The organism is Vibrio penaeicida (genome assembly GCF_019977755.1).
Classification (GTDB): domain Bacteria; phylum Pseudomonadota; class Gammaproteobacteria; order Enterobacterales; family Vibrionaceae; genus Vibrio; species Vibrio penaeicida.
Genome location: NZ_AP025144.1, coordinates 1,682,325 through 1,708,970, shown reverse-complemented (window position 1 = coordinate 1,708,970; position 26,646 = coordinate 1,682,325). Strand labels below are relative to the sequence as shown.

Genomic DNA, 26,646 nt, shown 5'->3' with positions numbered 1-26,646 from the left:
TCATTTAAACCTAAACGCCCTCTCATTGAGCAGGGCGTTTTTATTTAGGCTTTCTCCTAATGTGGTGCAGTTTCCCCAATCTTGGACAACATATCGCGCGATCCCGCTTCATTCAAAATCGAGTAATGGTCTCCATTAACTTCATAAATATTGATATCAGGAAGAATGGATAACCACGATTCTGTGACATCGATTTTCTCAGTTGGAGAATGCTCCGACGCCACAAACAACCAAGCTTGCTTAACGTGAACTTTGCTAGGTTTGTATTGCCTCAACGCATTGGCATTCTTCTGGCAAGCAGAAACAACGCGCTCCAAATACTGGCGTGCCTCACTACCATTTGTATGCATGGCATCGACAATGTCATTCACTGAACTGTGCTCGTTCAATCGCCCTTTAAGTTCAGGGTATTGTTGCAATACCTCTTTAACAAAAACCGAATTGGCAAGCTGAGGAAGATGCTGCGCAGATTGGTTAAGCGCAGGAGGGTCTATCAAAACCAGCTCTACATCGTCACCTAATTGCTTCACCATTTCCTGCGCCACTACTGCCCCAAAAGACCAACCAATCACGCGTTTTACTCGATGAGGAGAAATTTGAGCGCAATACTCTTGAGCGCACATATGAATCGTGTTCAATGACGCCCCTCCTTCCAATAAAGGATCTCGAATAGCGATCAGTTCTCTGCTTTTCGGATAACACTCTCGCCACTTTCGGTAACCCGACACATCACCGCCAACCGGATGAATCAGTACATCCACGTGCCGGCTTTTTTTTAACTCTCCATTTTTTTCTATCTGCTCATATTTCTCTGAGTAAAAACCAGCTTCCAAATGAAGAGTAAGCGAATCAATAGAGACATTCTGATTCAGTTGCACCAAGGTAAAAGCATCGGGAAATAACTCGTTTAGTGCATCCAACAAATCGAGCACAGTTAACGAATCACCGCCTAAATCGTAAAAGCAAACATCGGGGTCGATGTCACTCTCTTCCATCCCCAACACTTCTGAAAATAACGCTGTTAGCTTAAGGCGAATGTCTAAATTATTGTTCGCATCCTCGACAAACGAATTCTTTGAATATCCGCTTTGCTCGGCGCTGTTTTTATCATTACGAGTACGGACGTCCCGATGATTGAGCGAATGAAAGAAATCGCGTGCATCGCCCTGATTTAAAGGCGACACATACAAACAGCCTTCGAATAGACTATGTATCACCCTATCAAAAACCATTAGCCCCTCTTGTGGCGTTATCGCAAAATCTGTTTTATTGATGTCTTTTGCCATGCCTGTTTGCAGCCATGTCGGGAAATTAACCGAAATCATTCGTGTTGTTGAACCCCCTCGACAGGAAGACATCTGATTCAGAAACGCATTTGCTGCGTTGTAATCGGTTTGCCCAGCCACAGGATAAATGGAAGACATCGACGAGCAATACAAAACAAACTCCGGCTTCAGCGTATCGATCGAATGTGCTAGTTGAATGGCTCCTAGCACTTTAGCACCCACGTTTTGTTGGAGAGTATCGGCATTGAGCGTATGTATCATCGCAGCACCAGCTAGCCCAGCGGCGTGAACAATGCCTTTTATACAGCCAAAAGTTTGGTGAATTTGTTCCACCAGCGATTGCCATTGCGCACCATTTGAGATGTCGCACTGGATGTGTTGTTCCCTCACACCTTGCTGAATACTTTCTTGCTTTGCTGATCGAGATAATCCTATCACCACGTTTTGGCTATCTTGCGCTAAAAGGTGCTGGGTTAAATGCCGTCCAATGCCTCCTTTCGAACCCGTAACAATATACACGTTGGATTCGCTGCTCTGTTTACGCAGATCTTGCTCTTTCGGCCAAGCAAACTTTGTTGACTCAATAGGCGATTCTACAAATAATCGCTGCCATAAATAGCCATGGCGCAAAGCGAAAAAGGGCTCATTCGGTTGACTAGAACTGGCGCTCGATGAACTGAATAGATGGGTCAAAGAAGCCGCTAAATCGGATGACGACTCACTTTCACTCACATCCAAACAATAGCCATTCATACTTGGGTTTTCTATGGTCATGGTTTTAACCAAACCATTCATTAAAGCACTATCAGGATTTACCGGCTCGTTTCCCAACACCTCTGCTGAGTCTGAGTTTAAGAAAATTACTTGGATGTCAGTGGTTGAACTGCAAGATTGCAAGGCTTGAACCAACTCAACTCGTTGCCACAGAGGTTGTATAGAGCCACTTTCTGAATGATCACTTTGGCTAAATACGACTACATTTCGCTGCGCAACCTCGTTGGATTCAATGTTCAACCATGCTTGCAAGTCTGCGGAGTTAGAAACGTAAGTGGCTTGGTTACCTTGCTGCTGATAATGGGCTATGACCTCATCACGAAACTCACTTTTTTTGCCAATAAAGAGGGTTTGATTGTTTACCCCTTTAACCATTTTTACCCGAAGAAGCCGCTGCCAGCTTTCTTCCAAAAACCACTGTTCAAATGGCACTCGAATTCGCTCTGTCGTGTGCTGAAGTTCACTGGTTTTAATAGGTTTTGCGTAATACGGACTCAAGTACGATTTAGTATTGAATGTGGTTGGTGGCTTATCCCATTTTAGAGCGCCATTAATGACGTCATCGAAAGCTCCAAGAATCACATGCGCGTTTGTGCCACCCATCCCAAAACTGCTGACGCCAGCGAATCTATTCCGACCTTCCCAAGCACGGGCTTGCGTGCTCAAAGCAAACCCAGCCGCTTTAAAATCAATGGCTTCATTTAGGCTGCCCGACCAAAGCGTTGGCGGGTAATGTTGGCGATATAGGCACAAAGCCGTACGAATGAACCCTGCCACTCCAGCCGCACTGCCTAAATGTCCCATCTGACTTTTAAGGGATCCTAGCTGACATAACCCATTGGTGTCTGGTGACTTTCGGTTCGCGTCAAACGCGGCAGATAAAGCTTCCACTTCAATGGGATCACCCAATGGAGTACCAGTGCCATGCGCTTCTACATACTGTACTTGCTCAGAAAATATTAGGGCATTTCGCTGGGCTTGTACGATAACATCGCGCTGACCATGAACAGACGGAGCATAAAAGCTGACTTTGTTTCCACCGTCGTTGTTTACGGCACTGCCTTTCACCACACAGTAAATACGGTCGCCATCTTGCTTTGCTAAGTCCAGCCTTTTGAGTACAACCGCTCCTATTCCATTGGCTGGAACCGTACCGCTCGCCTGATTGGAAAAAGGTTTGCAATGCCCATCTTCCGATAAAATCATCCCTTTCCTGAATGGGTAGCCATCTAAAGTCTCTAGATCAGCGTTCACACCGCCAGCCAACGCGATATCGCAATCCCCCAATTGAATTTGCTGGCAAGCCTGATGAATCGCAACCAAAGAACTAGAACAAGCCGTTTGAGCAGTAATAGCTGGGCCAGAAAGATTAAGGTGGTACGCAATACGTGTGGCAATGAAATCTTTCTCGTTCAACAGCGATAGATGGTATGGGTCGATTTTCTCTCCGCCATGTTTAGCAATGGCTGGACCATAAGTATTGTCACTCGCACTCATGAAAACGCCAATCTTTCGAATGTCTTCCGATAGAGAAGAATGGGGTTCCATATCGGATCCATTCGAATCAACCTTTGTTTCTAAATCTTTATTCTCTATGCCTGCATTCTCTAGAGCATGGACGGCAGTCATTAATGCATGTCGCTGCTGGGGATCCATCAACTTTGCGTCGTGCTCGGAAATACCAAAGTAAGCAGGGTCGAAATCTGTTACACCTAACATACTGGAACGGACAGAGACCCAATTTTCCTCATCAAACTTTTCGCTGTTTTTGTCTAATGGAATGCGCTCAATACACTCCTTGCCATTTTTAATGACTTCCCAAAACTCCGATAAATCACTCGCCGCTGGCAAGTTCACAGCCATACCAATAACCGCAATATCGTGGCTTTTTTCTATCTCACGGTTAACGGCTTTGCTGCTTTCTTTGGTTTGAGTACTTCCTTTACGCTCATTACGTTCATTACTTTCGAACTCACCGCAAGAAGCCTCTTCTTGCCTTAGAAATTCTGCCAATTTACGGATACTAGGATAAGCAAAAAGATCGACCAGATTAATCGGGGAGAATTGAGAACAAAGCCATTCGTCTTGCAATAATTGGCTATGCATTTTCATGAGATTTAAAGAGTTAAAACCCGATTCAAAAAATGGGGTATCTGGATGAATCTGAGTACCATTTTGTTGGCTGAACATCGAAATCAAATGATTAACTAAAGGCGATTCTGAATGTGCTTTCTCTGCTTCACCATTATTGATTTTTGTTGCCAAATCGGGAATTGGAAGCGCATCGCGATCCAGCTTGCCATTTGGTGTTTCCGGCAAAGTATCCACCGAACAAAGGTGGCTTGGTATCATGTGGTTGGGTAGCTGTTTAGCCAACACATCCATTACAACTTGCTGCTTGTTCGCAAGCTGACTTTCACTGAGTTCGACATACGCCACCAGCATTGCGTTTTCGCTTTGTTTTAACGCCACAGCACTGCGCACATTAGGCAAAACGAGCGCTAATGCGGCTTCGATGTCACCTAATTCAATTCGATAGCCATTAAGCTTAATTTGATCGTCTTCTCGCCCGCAGAATATGAGTTCCCCATTAGTGTTCCAGTAACCAAAATCACCCGTTTTATAACAACGCTGAATAGCGCCATTAATATCCAAATGAACGAAACGCTCTCGGGTCTTTTCAGCTTGATTCAAGTACCCCAATGCGACGCCACTTCCACTAATGTGTATTTCACCAATCACGTTCTGGGCACAGAGCTGCGCGTGTCGATTTAAGACATGAAGATTTACCCCACAAATAGGATGACCGATCGGCAAAGCCGCATCATGATATTGATTCATTTGAGGCGGATATACATAGGTAGAGCAACCGACCGTCGCTTCAGTTGGGCCATATTCATTGATCAACTTTGCGGAAGGAAGCCACTGCTGACATTGCTTTGCAGTAGCGGTATCAAATGCTTCACCACCGACTACGAAGCGATGTGCCAGTTCTAATTGCTCTTTTCCCAAGTAATGATTCAGGGCTTTTAGGTGGGTGGGCGTTAATTTGAATACCATCGGCTCCGTAGCATTTTTGATGGTACTGGCTAGCGAGTGAACATCATTCCCGTCTTGCGGTATCAGCTTCACCGTTTTACCCGCCATTAAAGGCGCGATTAAAGTGGTTACTGTTGCATCAAAATTTACCGAAGAAGACACCACGCCAGCGCTCAATTGCGCGTCTTCAAAATAATGATTTACGCAATGATCGAGGTAATTCAGTAATGCATCGTGTGGTATCTCTACCCCTTTCGGAACACCGGTAGAACCCGAAGTGTAAATAACATAGGCTCTGTCGCTGCCCTGCTTTTCAATCACCTCTGGCGGTGCAGTAACATCTATATGTTCTGAGCTTTGCTGGGACTCTTTGTGCGATTCTTTTTGAGTGAATGGCTTCAACTCAAAACTCGAACTCAGACAATAAATTGGGCTAGAAACCGAATCGGCTTCGCCTTTATTAGAGGTGCTATTGCGAACAAAGCTATTTAAATTGCCCTCTTTCGTTAACAGCAAATCGAGGTTTGCTAACTCACACATAGTGTTTAAACGCTGCTTCGGGTAATCAGGGTCGAGGGGAAGATACGCTGCCCCCGACTTTAAAATAGCCATGATCGCCACTACGAGCTCAATACCGCGATAAAAGCTCAGCCCGACAATCGTCTCACTTGGAGCTCGTTGATATTGGGTACGCAAGGCAACAGCAAGCTTTTCACTTTGCGCCTCCAATGCTTGATAACTGAGCTGCTGCCCTTCCATCTCCACCGCAATATTGTGGGGCGAAACGGAAGCTTGGTAAGCAAACCAATCCTCGACGCGGTGCCAAGGTAAAGAAGGCGATCTCGATCTATGCTCCTGCAATTGAGGTTTCGAGAATTCAGCAACTCGTGCCAACTGAGATGGCGACAAATGGGGTACCTGTTGAATCGCTCGATCTAATGATTGGAATAAATGGGTTGAAAGGGTCATAAATGAAGACACTATGGCATTGGCTGCCTCATTCGATATCTTTTTACCCTGATATTCCAATACCAATTCCGCATTGTCACCGCAGTCGGTCACGAACAAAGTAATGGGAAATTTTGCTTCACCACTAAACAACGTTTGTGCGTTTATCTCCGCCCCTTTGATGGCGAGGATACTAGGATCGGTATTTTCCAAAACCAACATACTTTCAATAACATCATCGCTAATACCACTTACAGATCGCTGTTGCACTAAGCTGGCGACTTCTGCAAAATCCACCTGTTGATGCTTCTGAATTTGCGTAACGTTATGATGCGTTTTGTTTAGAAACTTGCTGACTTCTAACCCTATTGGCATCTCAATGTTAAAAAGGCAGGTATTTGCACACATACCCACCAAGTTTTCAAAATTGCCACCTTCTCGATTTGCCACTGGGGACGCTATCGCCACGCGATCTTGATGAAAATACCGATTTAGCGTTAAGCCCCAAACGCCAAGTAATGCACTGAACAGCGACATACCTCTATTTTGGGCATTACTTTTTAGTGCATTCCACTCTTTTGGCCTGAGCGTTTTTTTCACCACACCATCAGGTTCAACTTGCTTGCTCACCAAAGATAGTGACGAAAACAAACTCGGCACGGTGTTCAACGGCTGACTTCGCCAAAACTCGATATGCTTTTGATAAGAACTTGCGGCAATAGTCGCTTGTCTTTGCTGGCTAAAATGACGGTATTTTGAAACTTTTCTATCTACTTTAAGCGCCTGATTCGATGTGCATGCTTCATACGCACAGCTCAAATCGTTCAGGAGAACATTGATACTCCACCCATCAACAATTAAATGATGAAAACAAAGAACGAGATGATAAGTAGCTTGCTCCTGACTCCCATCCACTTCGATTAAATCGGACGTAAACAGCGGGGCAGCTTCAATGTTAAAGCGTTGAGTCACACGAGCATTAATGGCTTCATTGACTGAGTGTTCTGGCAGAAGTTGGTATCGTAAGGAACCCACTTCATCTTGGAAATCGCATTCCTCGACTTTGACTCCTGTACTCGATGTGGAAAATTGACTTCTCAATGCACCATGTTGTTTTACAACACTTATCCACGCCTTCTGCAATGCTTCAACATCCACATTTCCAGTCAGTGTGAAAACAAAAGGGGCATTGTAAGCCGTTGAATCGGTATTTAAATATTGCAGTAACGCCAAACGGCTTTGTTCTGGCGAGGCTGAATAGACATTCGATTGAGTTTCCGAACTCGACTCCAAGCCACTTTCTGGGCTTTTTTCAGATTCCGATTCAAATTCAGATAACGCAGCATATTGCTGTTCTATATCGGTCGCCAGCTGAATCAAACTTGTGCTCGCCATAAAGTCGCCGACACTGAGCTCTAGACTCCCCGATAATTGCTTTCTCAAACGAGCAATGATTCGCATGGCTTTCAGCGAATCGCCACCATTTTCGACCAAGCTGTTTTCTAAAAAGCTACTTTCTAAAAAGCGGCTATTTTGGTTGGGGCTGCTTTCTAACTTCAACATCTCACGAACGACGGAAACAAATAGCTTACCGACAGTCGGGGCAAGCACGTCAATCTGATCGCTAAATTGTGCAGTGCTTTGCTCACTAACGAGTTCAACGTGCTCCATATCTCTGAGCCGACGTTTGTCTAACTTGCCGTTTTTATTGAGAGGCGCTTGAGAGATAGTAAAAAAACGATGCGGCACCATGTAACTGGGTAAATACTGGCGGATGTGTTGCCTCAACGCCTCTTTAGACACTTGTGAATGCAGAGATAAATACGCGTAAATATCCGTTTCTTGCCCTTTTACAGAAACACAAGAAGCATGCAGCACATCCGGATGAGACTGAATACATTGCTCGATTTCAGATAATTCAATCCGATGCCCTCGAACTTTGACTTGTTGATCCGCCCGCCCTAAGAACTCGATGTCGCCTTGCTCGTTTAGCATACCCAGATCGCCACTAAGGTAAACGTGTTCCTTTAACCAAGGCAAATACACAAACCGTTCTGCGCTTCGGGTTTCATCGCCGTAATATCCTTGCGCCAGAGCAGGACCCGCAATAGCGATCTCGCCCACCTCACCAGATAGAGCTAGCCTATTTTGTTCCACCACAACATAGACTTGAGTGCGATTAATGCCCTTACCTATTGGCACTCTCGCATCACGAATGTACTGTTTGACATTTTCGGGTTGCAGGCGATGGCATGCACTAAACGTCGTGCATTCAGTAGGACCATACACGTTGTATAACGCGGGATAATCGCTACCTTCAAACCCATCACTCGTTGCAGCGTCGAAAAACGGGGCGGCATTACTGGCGACAAACGCTTCACCACCAACGAGTAGATGCTTGATGTGCACAAGGCTTTGTGGGAACTCCAACACCATAAGATTGAACAGCCCCGTCGTCATAAATGCAACATCCAACGCAGACTGCTCTATTTTGCGTGCCAAAGCTTGAGGATCGTTGATCTCTTCTTGCGTGAATACCACCGCAGTCGCACCGTTTAGCAAAGCACCCCAAACTTCAAACGTTAATGCATCAAATGAAGGATTCGCGAAATTACCGACGCGTTTTCCAGATGTCAGCGGCACGTAATTGGGTTGATGAACCACACTTTTAATGCCGGAATTTAGAACGGAAACACCTTTCGGCAACCCCGTTGAACCTGATGTAAAAAATAAGCAAGCCAGCGTATCGGGGGAAGCTATAAATGCTTTAAATTCAAATATTTCCCCGCTTTTAGCTTGCGATAAGGCGTGATTAAACTCAGCCTTGAAGTCGAACAATTCTGCGACACTGTTCTCCGCTTCTTCATGACGCCATAATTCTATTTGCTCGCTATAACTCAATACAGTTCGAATATCGCATTGCTCAAACAGTGCTTGTCTTCGGCTAACGGGCATACTCGGTTCAATAGGTACATAACAAGCACCTAGTTTGATCACCGCGACCATGGTTGCGATCAATTCTGCGGAGCGAGGCAAACACAAGCCTACATGCCCCCCTTCATGAATGCCTATGTTCGCCAAAGATGACGCTAACGCATTAGAAATCGAGTCCAGTTCTGAATAACTAAGGCTCAGGTTCCCATCTTCAACCGCGATTTGATTACCCTGTTCTGCCACCACCTGCATGAATTGCTCAATCATGTGAAAGCTCCTTCTCGATCATACGGGCGACGGAATCAATATATGGCGGCTCCAGCAACGTCGAGTGATCACCCTGAATGGTTTCCACTTGGATGGTCGCGGCGACTTTAGCTGACCAAAAATCTCGCATTAACTGCAGGTGTTCCTCGTCTTTATCATCGGTTGCCAATACTAGGATCGTTGGGGCGCTAGACACATCAAGAGTCAGTTTTTTTAATGTATCCAGATGGTGGTTATACAGGCGGTGATAGCGTTCAATTTGTTGGTCTTTAATACCAGGGTACATGCCGTTGTAAGTAACGAGTTTCTGACGAAATACTTCATTCGAAACAGGTTGAATTTTGGCAAGTGCCGCTCTATTTTCAGTAGCTTCACTGTCGAGAACCACCGCCGTCGAGAACGAACATCCTCGCGCTTTCATTACCCTCGCCATCTCAAAAGACACAATTCCACCATAGGAAGCGCCAACAAATACATGGGGCTTGTCTAACAGCGATTTAACTTGGTCTAAATAGTAGTGAGCCATGGCTTGTACATCAGGCAAAAAATCTTCATCCGTATCAACACCCTTCGCTTGAATTCCATAAACCCCATATTCTTCAGGCATGGCTTTAGCGAAAGAAAGGTAACCAAATGCCGTACCACCCGCAGGGTGAATACAGATAACATTCTTACCATTTTGACTGGGTCGAAACTCGATCACACCATGGGGCCAATTCGACGACGGCTGCCGTTGATTGGACAACTGACACTGATTGGATGCCTCAGCACGAACCAATCCGCCTAATGCCTCAATGGTTGGGTGATTAATAAGTTCCGACACTGGGATACGTACTGCGAACTGCTTATCAATAAAGTGCATCACTTTGATCGCAGCGATTGAAGAGCCCCCGACATCGAAAAAGTTATCGCGTATTCCGATTTCTTTCTCGAGCAAAATCTCTCGCCATATCCGGTATAGCGCCATTTCCACATCGTCTCTTGGCGCACCGGTATTCACTTGTTTCTGATTGCTGTTTTCGGCCAATGTAGCTAACGATTTAGCGTCTACTTTTCCATTGGGTGTTAGTGGCATTTCTTCCACGGTAACCCAAAGTGTAGGCACCATAAAATTGGGTAATATGGATCCTAAAATCTCTTTAAGTTGCGTTAGTTTTGTTTCGGAATCTTCAGCGTTTGCAAATTGAACCGCTGCATAAAGTTGTTTTTCTGTACCTCGATTTAGAGTGCCAACATACGCTGCCTCTACACTGTCGCTCGCTAATATTCGCAGTTGAACCTCAGAAAGTTCGAGTCTTTGCCCCCGAATTTTGACTTGATGATCGACACGCGAAACAAATTCCAGTTGACCTTCTTGGTTGTAACGCACCAAATCACCTGTTCTGTATAGACGTTCTATGTGGTTGGCACCAAGCTGTTGATGAACAAAGCGTTCAGCAGTTAAATCACTTCGACCAAAATAGCCTTTTGCCAATCCTTTCCCACCTACGTACAGCTCCCCCATTTGCCCTAATGGAACCAACTGTTGGCGATGATTTAATACATACGCAGTGGAATTCGCTGTTGCACGACCCATGGGGTAATCAGAACGAAGCTCGGTGATCTCGTAAGTAGAACATATCGTGGAGTTTTCCGCAGGTCCGTAAACGTTTACAAGGTGCTTAGGTTTTCCGTATTCAAATATCGATTCAATAGTTTTCCCATTAACGGCTTCACCACCAAAAAGAAGATACTCTACGTTCGCAAACAAATTCGGTTTAAGCTCCACTAATTGATTCATCAACGCGGTCGCCATACAGAATACCTTGATGTTGTGAGTTGATATCTGCTCGGATAATCGGTTCACGTCCTGTACTTCGTCGTCTTTTAACACCACGACAGTAGCACCATTGATGAGCGCCCCCCAGATATCAAAACTAGAAGCATCGAAAGAAAAGTTACTCACTTGCCCCACTGTTGTATCAGGAGTAATCGACACAAAATTCGTGTTTTTCAATAAGCGGACCACGCCACTATGTGGCACTTCCACACCCTTTGGTTGCCCCGTAGAACCCGATGTAAAGATCACCATCGCACTGTCACCGAGGTCGCGTTTGACACTGTAAAAGCGGCTAGGCTGTTCCCATTCATTCATGTGTTGTGGGGAAATATCGATGACCTGGTAGCGCGAATTGCTTGAGAGAAATTCCGCCTTGCCATCCGTTAGAATGCATTGTGTTTCTGACAACGAAACCAATAGTTCAATGCGTTCTCTTGGGTATTTCGCGTCCATCGGCACATACAAAGCCCCGAGCTTTAATACTGCCAATACAGCCAAAACCATCTCTGCTGAGCGTTCAACGCATACACCAACGCGATCGTTTTCTTGAATGCCCTTGGATTGCAAATGATGGGCAACCCTATCCGAAGCCAGATTTAACTCGTGATATGTCCAGTGCCTGTCGCCTTCAATTAATGCGGTTTTATTGGGTATGCTCGCTGCAAAATATTCCACCCACCCATGAATCGATTGCGTCGGGATCTCAGTTTGTGTGTTATTCAACTCGCGTAACAGGTAATACTGCTCTTGCTCACCCAACATTGGAACGTCTCGCAATGCGGAGTGCGAATTACCTGAAAAGGCACGCAACACGTTTTCTAAATGTGTAACCAACTGCCGCATCTGCCAATCAGTAAACTTGCTGCAATCGTAAGTTGCGGACAATTCCAACTGGGAGGTTTTATTGTTTGCATTATCTGTAGCAGTAGATTTGTACGCTTGAAGCGAAATGCCATAGTTGGTGTGCTCTATCGATTCGACTGCGGAGATTTGCCAACTTCCATCATGCTGAGCATTCCTTGCTTCATTGCTCACAGGGTAGTTTTCAACCACCAAAATGCTGTCAAATAAGGCTTGAGAAGCACTGCCTGCTTGCGCTTGAATCTCGAATAAAGGCAAAAAACTAAACTCTTCAGACTGTGCATTTTGAACGTGCAACGTTTGTAGCCAGAGGTTTAATGAAGCTGAGAGATCAACATCAACCACTACAGGCACCGTGTTGATGAATAGCCCTACCATGGTTTCAGAACCAGCCAATGATGCCGGTCGACCAGAAACCGTCGAGCCAAATACCACCTGTTCGCGCCCAGAATAGGTCGACAGCAATAATGCCCACGCACCTTGAAGTACGGTATTTAAAGTGCATCCCGATTCTCTTGCTAGTTGTTCTAACCCTTGGGTTTGCAGCGAAGACAACGACAGCGGCAGTGTTTTGAATCTTTGCTCGCCCTTGTTAGCACCTAAAGACTCGTTAGCGTGTTCCGAGAACGACTTTAAAGGCAGCGGTGTAGGTTCTTCAAAACGAGAGAGTTGATCTCGCCAATACTGCCGAGCAAGTTGATGATCTTGATTTTGTAACCAATCAATGTAGCGGCGATAAGGCTTGGTAGATGGCAATGCCAGCGTAGAAGCGTTCTCGCAAGCCGTATAGCAAGCTCGAAGCTCGCTCACAATTATAGGCAGACACCAACCATCCAACAGTGCATGGTGGGTAGACCAAATCAGTTTTCCCTGACCCTTTGAAAGTTGTAACCAATGAAACTTAGTGAGCGTTGGTGACGACACATCAAAACCTTCCCACTTTTCTTGATGCGCAATGGCGTCCACTTGGTCTTGTAATTCACCGGCGCTGTTTTGCGCATCACAACCGTTTCCTGCATCAAGACTGGTTAGATTCGTTTGCTGCCAGCGCAGTATCCCCTCTTTTGTAACGCGCTGATATCGCGTTCCTTCTTCTGAGAGCGCGAACGACGTTTTTAAAATATCGTGTCGATTGATAACAGCCTGCCATGCCAATTTGAGAATATCGGGATCAACGTTATCCAATGTGAGGGTGAGCTGGGTAACATACGCATCTTTTTCTAGCTCACTATGGAACAGCAAGCCTTGCTGCATCCCCGTTGCCGGATATACATCAATCAAAGAAAGAGATGCGTTTGTATGGGCAGCTTCCCAAGCGTCGATGTCTATTTGATGTAAATCAGGTACGCGGAAATCGGAAGGAGTGCGGCAAGTCGTTTCTTGCTCTACACAGTGATCAATAAGCTGCGTGAGTCGTTTTTGAAACTGAACGGAAAACGCGCTGACCTGTTCGTAAGAAAGACAGCCCGTATCGTAGTCCAAATCGAACGACAGAACCCCGTTCCTTACCCGGCAGTTAAACGCCATCGCACGTGGCGTCATGTTCCCTTTCGAGCCGTCTTCGACTCTAAATCCCGATACGACTGAAAAGACTGTCTGGTTTTTTTCAATTGAATCTGGTGCTGTATCGCCACCAAACTGACCAAGAAAGTTAAACAATATGTCTGGCTGAGCGGCGTTTTTATCGAGCGAGTCCGTGTACGATTTTAGCCAACTGTAGCCCACACCTTTGTCTGGCACGCTGCGAACTTGCTCTTTTATCGAGCAAATCAGATCGGATATTTGGGCACTATTCCCTGACAAATTCATCGGGTATATGGACGTAAACCACCCGACTGTTTCGCTTAAGTCGGCATCTTTTCCATTTAGACAAAGGTGCTCGGCATGTCGTCCGTGCGTCTCTAAGGCCATAGAAAGGGACGTATTTTTTCTCTTATCTACATTGCCTCCTTCTCCAATATTATTTTCTCCCCATTCAGTATCGCTGCCCAAACTGAGAAGCAAGGCAACCAGAAGAATATCTTGAGTATTGGTTCCGTAAGCGCGGTGGGCAGATTGGGTCAGTTTTTGCGTTTGGCTCGCCCCAATATCGAATTCAATATGCGCCATCACTGGATTTTGTGTAGAGCTGAAACGTGGCTTAATCGAGGCTTCAACCTTTCTCCAATATGGAATTGCTTTCGCCCCTGCATCACCAGTAATCCATTCGAGATTACGCTGCGACCAAGCAGAAAACGACAAGGTTTTAGTACGCCGGAAATCGTCAGGATGGAGCAACAACGCTTGCAAGTCGTCCAATAGAATACGCCAAGACACCCCATCAATAATCAAGTGATGCGCGACCACAAACAGCTTGTTTGTTTGCGTGGATCGGTCGGTGATTTTTACAAACCGGAACAACGGACCTTGTGTGATATCCAGCTCATCAACAACACGATCGCACACAGCGGCAAGTTCGCTTTGGCTCTGAACCGCGATATCGCTTAACGCCTGTTGTAACCACTCATCGGTTATTTCTTGATGGGTGGCTCGCCATACTTCTGCATTTTCACTCTTCGAATTGTCATCATCCAAATGAAAAGAAAGCCTCAGCGCATCGTGTTTGTTGACTAACGATTTCACCACCGAAACGTAATGTTCATCGGTTATCGCTTGATGTAACTCAAGCAGAATAGACTGGTTGAATCGATGAGGGCTCTCTGCATTCTTGGCGTGGAAAAAGAATTCTTTTTGAACGGGTAGTAGCGGCATTTCACCACTAACAGAAAGAGATGAGGTTGTATGTGAAAATTCGCCTTCTAACGGATTATCATCATGGACAGAAACAATATCCGCCAATGCAGCGACCGTCGGCGCTTCAAATAACTGACGCACTGTGTAGCGAACGCCCTCCGAAGAACAGCGCGACACACTTTGCATAGCAACGATAGAATCGCCCCCGAGTGCAAAAAAGTTGTCATTCACATCGATGTTTTCCAACCCAAGCAGCCTTTGCCATACTTGGGCTATAACCTGTTCCACCCGTGTTTTAAGGGAGGAACTTTGAGCAGCATCATTTGACGATAAAGAGTGAGAAGCCCGCTGAATCGGTTTGGCGCTTGGTAATGCGGTTTGATCAATTTTCCCATTAGGGGTAAGAGGCCAAACATCCACGAATGCCCAAGCACTGGGCATCATATAGTCAGGTAATGTATGTTCTAACTGGTTTCTTACAGAGAATAAGAGCTCTGCGCTTATATCTTGCGTTGACTCCATCTCAGAGTTCATCGCTTTTAAACTCCTATCCCACTGAATGTAAGCGTTTAAAACCAGCGTGCCTCTGTCATTTTTTTCTGCCAGCACTTTGGCCGACTTCACGCCTGAAACTCGTGAGATACAATGCTCGATTTCACCCAGCTCTACGCGGTGCCCACGAATTTTCACTTGATTGTCAGATCGCCCAAAGAATTCGAGCTCTCCCCGAACATTCAGCCGAACCACATCACCACTGTCGTAATAAACGGTGTCGCTGTTTTCCAATTTCCTGAACTTATCTTTTGTCAGCTCAGGCTTACCTACATACCCTCGCGCAACACCGGCTCCACTCAAATACAAGCGCCCTTTTGCCCCTTGCGGTACAGGGAGATAAAAATCATCCAATAGTGCGTAACCAACGCCTGCGATCGGTTTCCCTATCACATTCGCGACATCGCCTTTTTCATACCGATGAACGGTAGAACATACGCTGTTTTCCGTCGGTCCGTATTCATTGAAAAGCTGTGTTCGATTAACTAATGAATGAATAAGATCGGCATCTGTTGCCTCCCCCGACACCACCATTCGTGGAATCAATTCCCCCTGCCCAGATACATCCAGCTCTTTTAGCAACGCTGGAGGAATGTACGCCACGGCATAACGCTCTGGTTGATAGAGTTTGGCTTGCAGCTTATCGATATCAAAGCGCTCTGCTTCCGAGACGATATGCAGCGGGCGACCACTGGCAAGGGCTCCCCAAATACTGGCTACCGACGTATCGAACGCAAAATTGGTTAAGTAAAGAAAACCAGCGGAGTCGCTTATATCCGATTCGCTCAGGTTTAAGTACTCATTTTGGTTTTGAATGTAATTCGCCACACCTTGGTGCTCGACCATCACCCCTTTCGGTTGCCCTGTCGACCCCGAGGTATAAATGACGTACGCCAGCTGTTTAGGGGACAATTGTTTATGAGGTAATTGTTTAGAAGATAATCGACTAATCTGCTCGCCCAAAAGCGATTCTGACTCGATGGGTATCAACCTTTCATCCGACAGTTCAGACAAGGTGGTTTTCGCAAGCTTTATCGACGTCAGAACAAATTGTGCTCCGCTGTCTTTAATAATTTGGATAAGTCTTTGACTCGGCTGGTTGCTGTCCAGCGGTACATACGCGCCACCAGCTTTTACAACACCAAGCATGGCAATGATCATCTCTGGCGAGCGGTCTAGCACAATGGCTATCGGTTCTTCCGGCTTCACACCTTTGCTAGCCAGCATATTCGCTAGCCGATTCGCCAGTGCATCCAAACGATCAAAACTGATCTCACGCTCTTCACACACAAGCGCGATACCCTTTGGATGACGCGCTACTTGTTTGTCGAACAATGCCAATAATGTCGTAGATTGGTCGTTTGATTTTACGTTATCGGCTTCTATGTCGAACACGCTCCAATCAGCAAGGGCGTGTGTTTTCACCTCGGATTTAGGTTCTGCAACAAGCTTGGAAATCAATGTTTCAAAACTCACGGCCATGGACTCTATCGTCGCCTGCTCAAAAATATCACTGGAGAAATTCCAAGAGAGTGCAATCCCATCTGAGGATTGTCTAACACCCAACGTTAAATCAAACCTAGCCTCAGTAGAATTTGGGGACACTGCCGCTGCCTGAGTGAAACCAAAATCAATGGTCTCATGGCTTTCTTGCTCCATTGAAAGCATAACTTGGAAGATTGGAGGGCAATTGAGCTGACGGCGATGATTAACCAGCGAGATGATGTGTTCAAATGGCAAAGATTGATGCTCAAAATCTTGCAAAATGTGTTGATGATTTCGCTTGAGTAAGGACTCAAAACTATCGGATGGTTCCACCTTTGCGCGAAGCGGCAGGTTGTTCACAAAAAAGCCGACCAAGTCGTCTAACTCTTTTCGCTCACGGTTTGCAACGGGCGTCCCTATAACGATCTCTTCAACTCCAGAGTAGCGTGTCAGCAAAAGAGAGAAAGCACTGTAAATAACGTTAAACAACGTCGTGCTGTGTTGCTTAGCTGAGGAGGTGAGATTCTCCGACAATTCCTCCCCCAAGGAACGTTTGAACGCTTTGCCTTGGTAAGTTGGTGTTTCTGGGCGCGCAAAATCGAGTGGCAAAGCGTGCTGTTCGGGGGAGTCTTTTAGCCGTTGATCCCAATAGGCTTCTAAACGATGTCGAAGACAGCTTTCACTGCCATATTGTTCCCGTTGCCAAGCCGCATAATCGCGGTATTGCAAGGGTAACGGCTTCAAATTTTCGCTCGAATGGTTAGAACAAAGTGAAAGATAGTAATGCTGAAGTTCGTTGAGCAGTATCGATAAAGATAAGCCGTCTGTCGCGATATGGTGAACCACTATAAATAAGCGACTCTTACGCTCTCCTAGCTTAGCTAACCCAACTCTGAATACTTCGCCTTTAGCCAATTCAAAAGGCGTATCAACCATTTTCCTTTCGAACTCACCTAGCGCTTTCTCTTTGTTCAGCTCGGTTTGCTTAGTAACATCTTCAGTAAAAAATTGGAATGCATCTTCGCCCATCGTGATTTGTTCAGCACTCGAAGCTCCGTTTGAACCTTCGACCACTTGATACCCTGTTTGGAGTATTTGATGGCGTTGAATCAAAGCCAGACAGGCTTGATAAAGTGCCTGATGATTTATGTTTTCGTCTACATCATAAATTAAAGGTACCGCGTAAAATCGCCCTTTTGCTTCAAGTAAATCTAACGCCCATAAGCGTTGCTGAGAGTATGACAGTGGCGCAACACTCTTGGTCGCAGCTCTCGGAATAATGGGTATATGACCATTACTCTCTTGCTCTGACGAGTTGATAAGTTGCTCATCGAGAACCTCTGCCATTTGTTCAATTGTGGGGGCGTCAAACAACACTTTAAGTGACAAACGAACACCAAAATGCTCCTGAATTTGGCTGATCATTTTGATCGCAAGAATAGAATGCCCTCCTAATGAAAAGAAGCTTGCCTCTATATTCTGGATATCTTGTTCGAGTAATTCCGACCATATCGCACAAAGCGAACGCTCGGTATCCGATGTGGGTACCTTGCTTTCGGATTGCAGGTGAAACGCCGGAAGAGGCAGTGCGCGCCGATCTACTTTACGGTTGTCCGTTAGTGGGAATTCAGGCAATACCATAATGAAATTCGGCATCATGTACCTTGGAAGCGCCCGTTCCAACCTTGATTTCAATGCTTCTTCTAGCTCAAGACTATCGGCTTGGCTTTTGATGTAGGCAACCAATATCTGCGGCTCACCTATTGACGGTTCACTGCCCGTTATCCGGCTTTTAGGTATTGCAGTCACTAGGCTTTGTTCAACGTCTGAGTGCTGCCTTATTTGATGTTCAATATCACCCAGCTCAATTCGAAATCCATTCACTTTTACTTGGAAATCTTTACGCCCAACGATTTCGATGGTCCCATCTGGCAACCATCTTCCCAAATCACCCGTTTGGTATAAGCGATGCTTTTCTTTTAGAAAAGGATCAATGCGGTATTTTTCAGTCGTGAGTTCTGGCTGCCCTAGATACCCTCTTGTGACGTTGTCACCAGAAAGGTACACTTCGCCAATGCAACCAATAGGGCGGTGTTGATGAAAATCATCCAGAACATAGTAATGGTTGTTCGGAAATGCACGCCCAACGTGGATGCGTGGGTTATCAAGAAACGCTTCGTTGCCGGAACAATAGACCGTGGTTTCCGTTGGTCCGTACAAGTTGTAAAATCGAGCCGTGCTTCCACTGCTCAATAGCTTATCGTGAAGTTGCCTGCCAAGTGCATCACCACCCGTCAGCATTTTCAAACCATTGTATGGCTGCCAACCGTCGTCGATTAGCATTTGCCATGTTGAAGGCGTACCCTGCATCATGCTTATGCTGTGTTGCTGCTGGCATTGTGCGATAGAAGAAGGAGCGCGCGTTTGCTCCCAATTCAGCAGCACCACTTTTGCTCCCAACATTAGCGGTAAATACATTTCCGTTACGTGGATATCAAACGCGGGTGGCGCAATGGACGCGACGACATCCGTTGATTCCAACTCGACCGTGTCTTGCAATGAAAACAGAAAGTTCGAAACGTTTTTGTGTTCAACCATCACGCCTTTTGGAACACCAGTGGAGCCGGACGTATAGATCACATACGCAAGATGGTCTGGCTGCGACGCGATTCCCCGTTCACTAGGATTTGTATGCGCAAGCGGGTCTGACTGTGAAGCTGGGGAAAGCTCGACCCAAAAATCGGGCTCACTTAAATCCACCACTGTATGAACGGATTGAGCTGTTGCTCTATCTAATTCAAAGGAACCTGCCATCAGCAGCACTTCGACAGACGCCAAAGACAATATTTGATTCAAGCGCTGCTCTGGGTGATTAGGATCCAGCGGTAAATACGCTGCACCACTTTTTAATATCCCCAAAATACCAACCAAAGACGTATGCGACCAAGCATCAATCAGGCCGACACATTGATCGTATTTCACACCTTTATCTATCAAGTAGTTCGCAAGGCGGTTGGCCTTTTCGTTTAACGCGTGATAACTGAGGCTTTCAACACCTCCATTAGCATTAGACCATTCGCACGCAACGCTATCGGGGGTTTTGGCAGCTTGTTCTTCAAATAGCGTGACAAACGTTTTGTCTAACGGGTAGTCCCTACCAGTTTGGTTCCAAGACGCGATGGTTTGCTCGGTTTTCAGCGAAATCAACTGTAATTGATGAATGTCGGATTCAGGTTCAGCCAATACACCTTGAATCAGTGCATTCAACGCTTCTTGCAGCGATGTGATGGTACTTTCATGGAAAAGGTTATCAGCAAACACCCACGTCGCCTCCAACACCTCCCCTTTGTCCATGATGTGAAGTTCAAGTTCGAAGTTGATGTTGCTGCGCTCAACCACCACGTTTTCACACGGAATACCATCGATATCGAGTTGAAACTCTCCTTCCTCGTGCAACGCAAACAGTACTTGTAAAATGGGTGAAAAGCCGCTTCTTCTCTCATGTCCTAGCTGTTGAACAATGCGCTCGAATGGCACGTCTTGATGTCGAAACGCTTCCGCTATTTTGGTTTTTGAATGCTTGAGTAAACTCAGAAAAGTATGATCATCGGCGAGATTAAAACGAAGGGCTAAGGTGTTAACAAAAAAGCCAATAAGTTGTTCTGAACCGGACACTTGACGCCCAGCGACAGGCGTACCCGTTACAACATCGGATCGCTCTGTCCAACGCCCAATCAATAGTGAGAAAAACGTTTGAAGTAACGTAAATAACGAAACCCCTTGTTGCTGGGCAAAGGCTCTGAGTGTCGCGGTTAAATGTTTATCCAGAATTTGTCGGCTAATCGTGCCCGAAAACTCAGGCGTATCGGGGCGCGGAAAATCAGGGGTTAAGCTGTTGAGCTCTTCAACGCCTTTCATTTGCTTAAACCAATACGCTTCTCCGGCTTTTAAAGCCGTATTACCCTCAGTTTGTTGCCAAGCGGCATAATCGCCGTATTGATAATCTACAACTTGTTCAATCTTCCCTGTAGACAAATACTCATTAAGGGCATTGAAAAAAAGTCGGTAAGACAAACCGTCAAACACAATATGATGGAATACAAACAGGATCAGAGTGCTATTCGAGTTTGAACTGGCTTTTGTGCTAACCCTGAATAAAGGGGCTTCAGATAAGATAAATGGTCGGCTTGCCTCTTCCGCCATCCATTCCTCATCTGTTACAGCATTGGAAATGCTTGGTGTATCAGGACATTCAGAGATAGTAAATAGAACGTCTGGCGATATCACCTGTTCAGGTATTCCATCCATAATCTGGAATTGCGTTTTGAGTACCTGATGCTTTTCGATAATGGCATTAATGGCGTTTTCCAGCTTCTCAATGCTTGGCTTACCACTCATTCGAAACGCTGTCGCCATATTGTAAGGTGCTTTATCTCCGTATAACGTTTCTAAGTAAAATAGTCGTTGCTGCGCAGACGTTAAGGGAAATCGCAACCTGTTGGCTTCTTTCTTTGGGATACTGGTGCTTTGCTTTGTATGTTGCTGCAAAAACGCAATTACTTCGGATTTACTGCTGCGCAATGCCGTGGCTAATTCTTTGCTCAGGCCATTTTTGGCTTTATATTTTAAGGCGCCGTTATCTAAGTAAAGGTGTACACCTTGCGATTTCGCTAACCGAATCAATTCGTGAGCCATTAGATTTCACCCTCTTCCAAGAATTCGGAATCGGATCCTTCACCTTCAATCTCACCCCCACTTCCAGAGATGCTAGAGAACCCGTCGTCTTGAACCGCAAGAATACTCTCGATGTAACTCGCCAATTCACGCACCGTGCTGAATTCAAAAAAGTCACTCATTTGGAGCTCGACCCCTTGCTCCATTCGGATACGAGCAATAATCCGCATAGCCAAAAGCGAATGCCCTCCAATCGAGAAAAAGTTGTCGGTAACACTGAGCGAAGGCAGCTCTAAACATTCCAGCCAGATAGCGAGAATGGCTTCTTCCATAACGCCGCTGGCACTCTCAAAGGTGGTTTCTTCTTCAAACGGTGAAGGCAAACGACGTTTATCAAGCTTGCCTTGTTCGGTAAGTGGAAGGGAATCTATGATCAGAGTGGCACTGGGGCGCATGTATTCAGGTAGAGTCTTTTTAAGAGACACGCGTACTTTTCTTGCTAGCTGGCGTTCATACTTGGTGCTGTTACTTTTCCATGCAATCGCCTCATGATCCGTTAAGGTTACATAAGCGTATATTGCGCCTTGCCTAACAACCACGGTAGCTTGCGCCACCTCTTCAAGTTGTAAAAGTTGAGCGCTAATTTCCCCTAAAGAAACACGATAACCCCGAACTTTAACTTCATCATTCAACCGCCCGAGATATTCAAGTTCACCGCTAGGTAACCAGCGAACCAAATCCCCTGTTTTGTACCAACGAATATCCGAAGCAAACGACGAAACATCCCCTAGGGAAAAGCGTTCTTGGGTTAATTCCGCTTGATTAAGATAACCATTGGCTATGCCAGCGCCCCCCATGAACAATTCTCCGGGAACGCCAATAGGTGCTATATCGCCATCGATAATCACTGCCGCAAAAGCATTGGCGATAGGGCGCCCTATCGGCGGTGCTAGCGACTCTGATCCATCATCGCCCCTTGTTTTAGGAGTAAGCTTGGCGAACGTCGCGTCGATGGTGGTTTCTGTAGGGCCATACAGATTGTAAAAGCTGGCGTCAAACCCTTCTGGAAACACAACATTACCGAGAGCATCCCCACCAACTAGTAGGTTTTCAAGCGAGCTTGGCCATTTAAACTGGCTGGCACAAGCGGCTTCAAGTAACCCTGTTGGTAAACAGCTATGAGTGACGTTGTGACTATTCATGCAATCGGATAACGCGGTGAGGTTATCTCGATCTTTATCTTCAATCAAAACCACGTGCCCTGCGGACATAAGCAAAGGAAAAACCTCCGCCAAAAAGGCATCAAACCCAGCAAAAGCAAGGCTCGTTCCGATACTATCTTCGTTCAATTTGAATTGGTCGATGTGCCAGCAACATTCATTGTGAAGCGACGATTGCGTCACCTCGACGCCTTTTGGAACGCCAGTAGAGCCAGATGTGTACAACACATAAGCGCTGAGATTGTCTTCAAAAATAGGGGTTCGCCAAACACGGCTGGTACTATCAATCCCAAAGCACTGGGCAATGTCCAGCGTGAGTGGTGCTAACGATCCAACGGCTTCATTGTTGTCTTGATGAACCGAATCACGTCCATCAAATAGCAGTATCGAAATATTGGCATCTTGCGCCATAAATACATGACGCTGACGCGGTAAACTCGGGTCTATAACCACCGCACAACCGCCTAACTTAAACACCGCAAGCATGGATGCCACCAGCTCAATGGATCGACCTGCTGAAATACCAACTCGATCACCAGGCGCAATACCCAGAGCATCCATATCAATGGCAATTTGGCTTGCCGTTCTATCCAGTTCAGCGTAGGTAATTTTTTGATTATTCGTACTCAGTGCCACTTTTTGTGGGAAGTTCTGAACACCCTTTTCAATCAGAGCGGCGATGCTCGATTTGGCGTATTTGTGTCGAACAGGGTGAGATAGCGCACCGCCAACACCCCAGTCCTCAACCAAGCACTTAGATTGATTAGGTGTTATCGCCGATACAGAAGATAAAGGCTGTGATGCCATGGATTCATAGCTTTCACTCAGCTGTAAAAACAAGCCATGGAAGCTTTCCAAAAATACGGCGATTTCTTCGGGTGAATACACATCGCTCCGATATTCCCACAAAAAATGAACCTCACCGTCTTGATTGAACGACTCGCCACGCGGCACAACCAAACAATCTAAGTCGAACTTGGAGGTTTCCGAAATCATGGTTTCATCTTTGTACCAGTCCAGATCAGGTATGGCATCAACATCGATAGGTGTATCGTGAAAGCCCAAAAGAACATTAAAAAACGGATTACTGACGGAAGATCTATCTGGGTTTAACGCTTCCACTATTTTTGTGAACGGCAGCTCTTGGTTGTCTTGCGCCTCATCAATCACACGTTGGGTCTCGGCAAGAAAGTCAGAGACGCACTGCGTCGAATCCATCGCCTGTCGAAGCACCAATGTGTTCACCAACATGCCGAGGGTACCGTGAGAATCTCGCCAATTTCGGTTAGCAAAAGCAGAGCCAAATGTGAGGTCTTGTTGACCTGAATATCGCCACATACAAAGATAAAGCACAGCGGAAGTAAAAGCGAATGGCGTCATGCCGAGCTGCTGACATCGATGTTCCATTGATGCCCACTGGGCTTTGGTAAACACCATTTTTTGATGCCCACCAGAAAAACCGAGGGAATGGGATTGCTTGCCAAATAGCGCGACACCTTGAGGGCTACCTTCTAGCTTACCTTTCCAGTAATCCAGCTGTTCGGTTGCTTCTTTCGACTCTAACCATGCCTGTTGCGCCATATGGAAATCATAATATTGCGCGACAGGTTCTGGCGTCCATTTGGTATCACTAGATTCCTTACAATTTGAGTAAGCGCGGTACGCTTCCATCATTTCCCGAGTAAATTCGCTGCCGCTCCAACCGTCGTGAATAATATGATGCTCTTGGTGCAACAGCACGTGATCGTTAGGGCTAAATCGGATTAATACGAACTCGGCAAGAGGTAGCGTTGAAAGATCGGAAATACCTGGCAGTTCTTGAGTCAACACACGGTCAATAACGGCTTTTTTATCTAGGACTATGTTGCAATTTGAGCCAGCTTCAGCGCGCTCTATGACCGCTTCGGCTTCAATTACCCTAAGTTTCATTTCGAAACTGGGCAGCACAGTTTGCATAGGCTCACCAGATTCATCTTTGAAAATGGTTCGATAGATGTCATGACGAGCAAACAAGGCGTTGAGCGATTTTTCCAACGCATGAAAGTTCAATTCACCCGAAAAGTGAATCGCCGCTTCAGCGAGGTAGGCTTTGCTCTCCGGTTGCTGCTTGGACATATACCAAGCCACTAATTGTTGGCTTGATAAATCAAACATTTCTGGTCTGTTTTGGTGTTGAACTAAGGCTTTTGAGATAGCATCGGTTTTTGAAGTAGCACCAGTTTTTGAATTGGCATCGGCTATAGAAGTTAAACCCTTCGCAGAGATAAGATTCTCAATCCCTGAAATGGTTGGGTTTTCCCTAAACTCGCGCATGCTCAAGTTGCAATTGAAAACCCGGTTTATTTGGTTGATCAACCGAATGGATGCAATCGAGTCGCCCCCTTTCTGATAGAAATGAGCATCATCGGCTAAATCTCCCCCCCCAAGTTCTGATAAAAATAATGCTTTCAGAACATTATCACTCTGCGTGACAGCCTTTTTTGAATCTGTAAGATGAATATTTTGAATAGCCAAGCGGTCGACTTTCAAGTTTGCCGTTAGTGGCATGGAATCCAGCCATTGAAACACTCTTGGTAAATGGCTTTCAGGCAACATTTCGGTTAGTTGCTGGCGCACATGATCGGTTTCATCACCTGTGACTTTTTCGTCTCCGGAGATAAACGCCGCCAGATACTTATTGCCACCTGCGTCTTGCTTGACCACAACACACGCGTTTTCTACCGTTTGAAGCGACTTGAGGCTTTGCTCGATCTCTTCCAGTTCCACTCGATTGCCACGAATTTTAACTTGATGATCTTTTCGCCCAACAAAATGCAGCTCTCCCTTTGAGTCCAACTTCACTAAGTCGCCGGTTTTATACCAAGTCCTTCCATCTTGACGTTGTTCAAACGACTTGGCGGTCTGACTTGGGTTATTTATATAGCCTAAAGATAGCCCCACCCCAGTTGCCCAGAGCTCGCCTACTTCATCCGTATCAACGGGAGCGCCACTATCCCCAACAACCAAAACCTCGGTTCGGTCAATTGGCTTGCCCAAGGTGATTGGCTCGGCATCCAGCACTGAATGTAACGAGGTACAAATTGACATTTCCATCGGACCATAGCCATTAAACACGCTGCACTTTTGGGTCCATTGCCACAACAAGCTTGGGTCGGCAACATCTCCAACAGATGCCATGGCTTTTAATACGTATGAACGGTTGATGTCCAAGTAGGGCAACATAGTTGAAGGAAAAATAGCGTGCGTGACCTGCTTTCGAGCTACAAATTCTGCCAACGCATCCGGTGCTGTGCGGTCATCTTCTGGAATGATCACCAATTGAGCGCCGTTAGTCAGAGCCAGCAGCCATTCAAGTGTCGCAGAATCAAACCCTAACGATGCGTAATGGAGGACAGTGGAAGTGGCATCAAGCCTCATCTTTTCGCTGAGTGAAAAACTGGTATTGAGTAAACCAAGGTGCGTTAATGCTGCGCCTTTTGGTACTCCTGTTGATCCAGAAGTATGAAGAATGCACGCCACATCATGAACTTTTGGAGAACGAGCATCTGCAGACGAAGGGGCTTCTGTAACTCTTAAGTTTTTAATTAATCCTCTTTTCACATATGGGTCATCGCAGTGATTGGAGAGGTCACTAAATGTATTGTCTTCATCGCAAATCAGATAGTCGCAGTTCGCGTTTTCATACATATAACGCTTTCTGTCTGCTGGCTGGTTGGGGTCGATAGGTACATAGATTGCCCCAGCTTTAAGGACACCGAGCATGGCAATGATCATGTCATTTCCACGCTCAAGTGAAATACCAACAGACAACACAGAAGCCGACGATTCGTTTTGTATCAAGCTAATGTGATAGGCAACTTTGTTGCTAAGAACATCAACCTGTGCATAGGTTAAAAATTCAACATTATCATCTAAGGCAGGGGAATCAGGAGAAAGACGTACGTTATCTGTAAATTTACTTATAATTGAGTCAGTTATGGGTTTTTTGTTTTTTTTATCTTTTGAAGTCATCTGCCACTGCCTATCTTTTTGATACAAAAATTTACATATTCTT

General features: G+C 45.8%; 3 protein-coding genes. All 3 read right to left on the bottom strand.

Annotated elements, in window-relative coordinates:
* Positions 1 to 56: 56 nt before the first annotated feature.
* The 3 genes from LDO37_RS07865 to LDO37_RS07855 are packed head-to-tail and all read right to left on the bottom strand — an operon-like array spanning position 57 to position 26,603.
* A complete protein-coding gene (locus LDO37_RS07865; RefSeq protein WP_126609848.1) occupies positions 57 to 9,248 on the bottom strand; it encodes a non-ribosomal peptide synthetase in 9,192 nt (3,063 codons plus the stop codon).
* Positions 9,241 to 21,393: a non-ribosomal peptide synthetase gene (locus LDO37_RS07860; RefSeq protein ID WP_126609847.1), complete on the bottom strand. Its 12,153-nt coding sequence runs from the start codon at positions 21,391 to 21,393 to the stop codon at positions 9,241 to 9,243. The genes LDO37_RS07865 and LDO37_RS07860 overlap by 8 nt, the downstream gene beginning before the upstream one ends.
* Positions 21,393 to 26,603: a non-ribosomal peptide synthetase gene (locus tag LDO37_RS07855; RefSeq protein ID WP_126609846.1), complete on the bottom strand. Its 5,211-nt coding sequence runs from the start codon at positions 26,601 to 26,603 to the stop codon at positions 21,393 to 21,395. Before LDO37_RS07855 ends, LDO37_RS07860 begins: the two co-directional genes overlap by 1 nt.
* Positions 26,604 to 26,646: the final 43 nt, after the last annotated feature.

Bases quoted from the DNA above. Each gene is read 5' to 3' on its own strand.
- LDO37_RS07865 (WP_126609848.1), bottom strand. From the start codon at position 9,248: ATGATTGAGCAATTCATGCAGGTGGTGGCAGAACAGGGTAATCAAATC.
- LDO37_RS07860 (WP_126609847.1), bottom strand. From the start codon at position 21,393: ATGGCTCACGAATTGATTCGGTTAGCGAAATCGCAAGGTGTACACCTT.
- LDO37_RS07855 (WP_126609846.1), bottom strand. From the start codon at position 26,603: ATGACTTCAAAAGATAAAAAAAACAAAAAACCCATAACTGACTCAATT.